The following is a 5645-nucleotide window of genomic DNA, read 5'->3' as shown; positions in this document are numbered from 1 at the left end:
GGCGGCCCGGCGCGCATCGACGGTGGCGGTTTCCAGAGCGCCGAGGGTCGCCTCCTGGTGCGTGCGCAGCAGCCCGAAGGCCGCGAGCGCGAGGAGGCCGGAAAGGGCCAGGGCGGCGCCGTCGCCCCAGGTCACGCCCCGCAGCATGCGCGGGATCGGACGGCCGCCGCCGCTGAGGAGATCCACCGGCAGCGCCCGGTCCTCGGACGTCCCGACGCCGACCGTCGCCACCTGCAGCCCGGCCCGGGCCAGCACGGCCAGCACGGGATCGAGGCGCGCGCGCTTCAGGACGACGTGACGGACCCGCAGGCCGGTCTCGTCCTCGCCCTCGACGAACCAGTCGGCATGGACACCGGCGACCCGGAAAGGCGTCGCCGCCTCGAGTTCCTGGGCCAGCACCTCCCGCATCCGGGGCAGGGCGGCGGCCGGCAGGTGCAGGCTGCGCAGGAAACAGGCGGCCGGATCGACCAGGACCGAGACCGAAACGGCCTTGCGCCCCGTGCCGCGGATCGCGGCGAGACGCTCGGGCAAGTCGTCGATCTCCGCGGCGAGGGTGTAGCGTCGGGGCGGCTCGGCGCGCCGGTCCACCAGGACGAGGGCCTGGTCCGCGCCGGGGGGGCCGAGGTAAAAGGCGAGGTCGCTGCGGGCCGGCGCAGGGCGGCTCTCCGCGCCGACCACGCCGCCGAGCTCCGCCGCCCACCAGGCCAGAGCCGCCTCGATCCTCTGGCCGGCCTCGGCGAGGCCGGCGACGTATCCGCTCACGGGATTACTCCGGAATCGGCCGCGCGAAGCGGGGCGGCGAGACGCAATCTTTACCGTTCCGGTGGTTTCATTTGCCTTAAGTCGCGCAGGTCGTCGGCTCCCGCCTCAACCTGCCGTGGAACCGGACCTGCCGCATGCTCTCGATCTGGGCCGCCAAGAGCCGTCCGCGCCGCCCGCGGCCCGACCGCCGTGCGCCGGAACGCGGCGGGACCGACGCCGCCCGCGACTTCCTCGACTATCTGGTGCGGACCCAGGCCATCGACGCGGCAGGCTTCGATCAGGCGCTGGCCGCCCTCGACCGGCCGGGCCGGCGCCCCCTGCCGGTGCTGCTGACGGAGAGCGGCCTCCTGCACGAGGCAACCCTGGTGACGGCCTTGGCCGACGCCACCGGCCTCGGCTTCCTGCGCGAGGACGAGATCCCGACCCAGCCCGTGCTGCCCGAGGCCATCGACGGCGACTACGCCGCCAGGGCCCGGATCCTGCCCCTGTCCGACCGGGACGGGGAGCTCGCCGTCGCGGTCGTCGATCCCTTCGACGCCGAGACGCCGGCCGCGCTCGCCCACCTCACCGACCGGCGGGTCGCCCTGCGCCTCGTCGGCCCCGGCGCCTTCGAGCGGGCGCACCGGGCCGTCTACGGCGACAGCGAGGCCGAGGAGGCCGATGGCGCGGTCCTCGACGGCGACCTCGCCCGGCTTCAGGACGTGGCGAGCCAGGCCCCGATCGTGCGTCTCGCCGCGCGGCTGGTGCGCAAGGCCTTCGAGCTCTCCGCTTCGGACATCCACATCGAGGCCGAGGAGGCGGACGTCCGGGTGCGCTACCGGGTCGACGGCGTCCTCGTCGAATCCGAGCGGCTGGCCAAATCCGTCCAGCTCGCGCTCACCACCCGCATCAAGATCCTGGCCGGCCTCAACATCGCCGAGCGGCGCCTGCCCCAGGACGGGCGCATGCAGGTGGCGGATCGCGGCCACGACATCGACCTGCGCATCTCGACCCTGCCCACCGCCCACGGCGAGAGCGTGGTGATGCGCGTGCTGGACGGCTCGCGCCGGGTGGAGGACTTTTCCGGGCTCGGCTTCGACGAGGCCGCCATCGGCCAGATCGACGCGATGACGCGCCGGCCCAACGGGCTCGTCCTCGTCACCGGCCCCACCGGCAGCGGCAAGACCACGACGCTCTACGCCGCCCTGCGGCGGATCAACGGGACCCACCTCAAAGTGGTCACCGTCGAGGACCCGGTGGAGTACCGGATGCCGGGAGTGAACCAGGTCCAGGCCCATCCCGGCATCGGGCTCGACTTCGCCGCGGCGCTCCGCTCGATCCTGCGCCAGGACCCGGACGTGGTCATGGTCGGCGAGATCCGCGACGCCGAGACCGCGCGCATCGCCGTGCAGGCCTCGCTCACCGGCCACCTCGTGATCTCGACCCTGCACACCAATTCGGCGCCCGCCACGGTGACGCGCCTCATCGACATGGGGGTCGAGCCCTTCCTCATCGCCGCGACCCTGAACGGCGTCGTCGCCCAGCGCCTGGTGCGCCGGGTCTGCGATGCCTGTGCGACCCTCGGCGAGGCGACTCCGCAAGAGCGCATCCGCCTCGGTCGCCCGATGGACGGATCGCCGTTGCGCCTGCGCCGGGCCTGCGGCTGTCCGGCCTGCAACGGCTCGGGGTATCGCGGGCGCAGCGTCGTCTCAGAGGTGATGACCCTCGACGCGGAGCTGCGCGCCATGATCTGCGCCGGCGCCGACGAGGGGACCCTCACCGCCCGCGCCCGGGCCGCCGGCATGGCGACCCTGGCCGAGACCGCCCGCGCCAAGGTGCTGGCCGGCGAGACCACCCTCGACGAGATCGGCCGGGTGTTCGAGGGCCAGATCTTCGAGGACATGGTCTGATGCCGGCCTTCAGCTACCGGGCCTACGATCCGGCCGGGCGGATGCGCGCCGGGCGGATCGAGGCGCGGGGGCGCGAGCGGGCGGTGGCGGACCTGCGCGCCGACGGCCTGCGGGTCTTCGCCATCGAGCCGGCGGCGGCCGGTGGCATGCCGTTCTGGAAGCGCGACCTGTTCGGGCGCGACCGCGTCGACGACGGCGCCCGCATCGGATTCCTCAAGGAATTCGGGACCTTGCTCAGCGCCGGGCTCACCGTCGACCAGGGACTGCGTCTGGTGCAGCGCCAGGCCTCGGCCGCGATGAAGCCCGTCCTCGGCGACCTGCTGGAACGGGTGGTGGCGGGCGCCTCCCTCTCGAAGGCGATGGCGGCGCATCCGGCGGCCTTCCCGCGCGACATGATCGACGCGATGCGTGCCGGCGAGGCCACCGGCACCCTGGTCGACGTGATCGCGAGCCTGACCGAATCGCTCGCCCGGCGCGACGCCGTGCGGCGCCACCTCTCCTCGGCGATGGTCTATCCCAGCCTGCTGATGCTGATGGCGCTCGGCACGGTGGCGATGGTGGTCGGAATCCTCGTGCCCGCCCTCGCGCCGATGTTCGAGGGCACCGGCCGGCCGCCGCCCTTCGCGATCCGCGCCGCCGGCGCCCTCGGCGACGGCCTCGCCGCCTGGTGGCCCCATCTCCTCGCAGGGACGGTCCTGCTGGCGATCCTTCTCATTCGGTCCTGGAGCAGGCCCGGCTTCGCGGCGGCGCGAAGCCGCTGGGCGCTGCGGCTCCCTCTCGTGCGCGAGATCGTCGTCGGGGCCGAGCTCGGCCGCCTCTGCCGGGTGATGGGCACGCTCCTGAACGCGCAGGTGCCGATTCCCGAGGCGGTGGCAGCGACGCGGCCCCTGGCGCGCAACCACCTGTTCCGGGCCGCCCTCGACCAGGCCGCCCGCCGCCTCACCGAGGGCGGCAGCCTCGCCTCCGGCCTCGCGCTGCTCCGGCCGCACGCGCCCTCCACCCTCAACCTCATCGCCAGCGGCGAGCAGGTGAACCGCCTCGGCCCGGTGCTGATCCACGCCGCCGAGATGCACGAGACCCGGACCCGGGAGCGCATCGACCGCCTGCTCGCCCTGCTCACCCCGCTCGTCACCGTGATCCTCGGCGGCCTGATCGGCGGCCTGATCATGTCGGTGATGGGCGCGATCCTGAGCGTCGGCGAACTGGCGCAGTGACCTGCGGCAGTCCCGGCCGGGAAGGCAATCTTTACCCGCCGGTCCTAGACTCCCGCCTGAACGACGACGGAGTCCAGGGCCCATGAGCGATACGCGAGCGGCAGCGCCGGCAGCACCAGGGGAGGAGGGCTTCTCCCTGGTCGAGCTGCTCGTGGTCCTGGCGATCATCGGCATGATCGCCACCATGGTGACGCCGCAGGTGCTCGGCTATCTCGGCCGGGCCAAGGGCGATTCCGCCAAGGTGCAGGCCAAGAACATCGCCCGCTCGGTGGAGCTCTACTACCTTGATGCCGGCAGCTATCCCAATCCGCGCCAGGGTCTCGCCGCCCTGGTCGCGCCGCCCGGCGGCGTCAACTGGCAGGGTCCCTACGTGCGCGACGCCAAGGGCCTGACCGACCCCTGGGGGCGGCCCTACCTCTACCGCAGTCCGGGGCCCTCCGGCACCCCCTTCGAAGTCTACACCCTCGGCCGCGACGGCCAGCCCGGCGGCACCGGCGAGGATGCCGACGCGTCGAGCAACTGATGGCGTGCCGCCTCCGGCGCCGCTTCGAGGCGGACGGCTTCAGCCTCGTGGAGATGCTGGTGGTGCTGGCGATCCTGGCCCTGGCCGCCGTCTCGGCCGGCCCCGCCCTCGACGCCGTGCTGCCGGCCCGCCGCCTGGAGCGCACCGCCGAGACCCTTCGGGCGGAGATCGACCTCCTGCGCGGCGAGGCCGTGCGTACCGGCCGGACGACGCGCCTCGCCTTCGAGCCCTCCGCAAACCGCTTCCTCAGTTCCCGCCCCGGCGCGGCGCCGATCCCGGTGGGAGCTTCCGTCCGGGTCGACGTCCCGCGCGGCAGGCACGATGCGCCGGGCGAGATCCGCTTCCGGTCCGACGGCAGCGCCAGCGGCGGTCGCATCACCCTCGCGCGGGGCAGGGCAGGGCAGATCCTCGTGGTCGGCACCCTGGTCGGTCTCGCCCACCGGGTGGAGGCCGCGCCGTGAGCGCCCGCGCCGAGGTCCGGGGCCGCCGGGAGACCCGGAAGACCCAAGAGACCCAAGAGGATCAGGAGGGCTTCACCCTGGTGGAGGTGCTGGTGGCCTTCGCCCTCGTGGCCCTCGGCCTGATGATGGCCCTTCAGATCGGCGGCGGCACGAGCGCGGGCCTCGGCCGCCTCGCGGCCGCGGAGATCGTCGCCGACGAGGCGGAGGGGATCGTCGCCCTGCGCACCGCCACCGGCCTGCGCGCCGGCCTGGAGCAGGGCACCTTCTCCAACGGCGAGCCCTGGACCCTGAGCGTCACCGATGTCGGCCCGGGCCTCGGCTGGCCGCGGCTGCCGCCCCTGTGGCGGGTGCGCCTGACCCGCGGCGGCCCGGAGGGGCGGCCCGTCTACGTCACCCTGGTGGCGGGGGGCTACGGTGGCTGAGCCCGCACCCGACCCCGAAGCCGGCGACTGCGCGGGCTTCACCCTGGTGGAGATGCTGGTCGCCCTCGCCCTGGCGGCGCTGATCGGGGTGATGCTGGCCCAGGCCCTGTCGCTCACCGGCACCATCGCCGGGGTCTCGGCGCGCTTCGCCGGCGCGGAGGAGGTCCAGGCGGTGCGCGACCACCTGCGCCGCACCCTCGGCGATCTCGCCGGGCGCCGTCCCGACGGCACCCTGCCGCCCTTCGCCGGAGGCTCCGACGGCCTCTCCGGGCTCCTCGCGGCCAACCGCGACGTGGAGCGCGACGCCGAGCAGCGCCTCGACCTGCGGGCCGTGCCGGGTGCGGCCGGCCTCGACCTCGTGGAGGGGCGAGGGC

General features: G+C 74.3%; 7 protein-coding genes. 6 read left to right on the top strand and 1 reads right to left on the bottom strand.

Translation table 11 applies throughout. From position 1 onward, the window contains the following. Window positions 1-762: hypothetical protein (locus ACFQ4G_RS21715; protein WP_379041094.1), on the bottom strand; the 762-nt coding region annotated here is incomplete at its 3' end. Between the two features lie 134 nt (window positions 763-896). Here ACFQ4G_RS21715 and ACFQ4G_RS21710 point away from each other — a divergent pair. The 6 genes from ACFQ4G_RS21710 to ACFQ4G_RS21685 form a co-directional block, all read left to right on the top strand. Then, on the top strand, window positions 897-2651 hold the full coding sequence (locus ACFQ4G_RS21710; protein WP_238208625.1) for a GspE/PulE family protein: 1755 nt from the start codon (window positions 897-899) through the stop codon (window positions 2649-2651). Next, entirely contained in the window at window positions 2651-3865 is a 1215-nt protein-coding gene (locus ACFQ4G_RS21705) for a type II secretion system F family protein (protein ID WP_238208626.1), read from the top strand. Before ACFQ4G_RS21710 ends, ACFQ4G_RS21705 begins: the two co-directional genes overlap by 1 nt. Before the next feature lie 82 nt (window positions 3866-3947). Continuing rightward, complete coding sequence (gspG, locus tag ACFQ4G_RS21700; protein WP_238208627.1) at window positions 3948-4388, top strand: type II secretion system major pseudopilin GspG; 441 nt, start codon at window positions 3948-3950, stop codon at window positions 4386-4388. Then, window positions 4388-4849: a pilus assembly FimT family protein gene (locus tag ACFQ4G_RS21695; protein WP_238208628.1), complete on the top strand. Its 462-nt coding sequence runs from the start codon at window positions 4388-4390 to the stop codon at window positions 4847-4849. Before gspG ends, ACFQ4G_RS21695 begins: the two co-directional genes overlap by 1 nt. Next, on the top strand, window positions 4846-5271 hold the full coding sequence (locus ACFQ4G_RS21690; protein ID WP_238208629.1) for a type IV pilus modification PilV family protein: 426 nt from the start codon (window positions 4846-4848) through the stop codon (window positions 5269-5271). Before ACFQ4G_RS21695 ends, ACFQ4G_RS21690 begins: the two co-directional genes overlap by 4 nt. Further along, window positions 5264-5645, top strand: a 382-nt coding sequence (locus tag ACFQ4G_RS21685; RefSeq protein ID WP_379041090.1) for a prepilin-type N-terminal cleavage/methylation domain-containing protein, incomplete at its 3' end; no start/stop codon positions are given. The genes ACFQ4G_RS21690 and ACFQ4G_RS21685, both read left to right, overlap by 8 nt.

Source organism: Methylobacterium marchantiae, assembly GCF_042679825.1.
GTDB lineage: Bacteria > Pseudomonadota > Alphaproteobacteria > Rhizobiales > Beijerinckiaceae > Methylobacterium > Methylobacterium marchantiae.
This window is presented reverse-complemented; position numbering and strand designations above follow the sequence as displayed.

Coding starts and splice junctions, on each gene's coding strand:
- ACFQ4G_RS21710 (WP_238208625.1), top strand. CDS start 897: ATGCTCTCGATCTGGGCCGCCAAGAGCCGTCCGCGCCGCCCGCGGCCC.
- ACFQ4G_RS21705 (WP_238208626.1), top strand. CDS start 2,651: ATGCCGGCCTTCAGCTACCGGGCCTACGATCCGGCCGGGCGGATGCGC.
- gspG (WP_238208627.1), top strand. CDS start 3,948: ATGAGCGATACGCGAGCGGCAGCGCCGGCAGCACCAGGGGAGGAGGGC.
- ACFQ4G_RS21695 (WP_238208628.1), top strand. CDS start 4,388: ATGGCGTGCCGCCTCCGGCGCCGCTTCGAGGCGGACGGCTTCAGCCTC.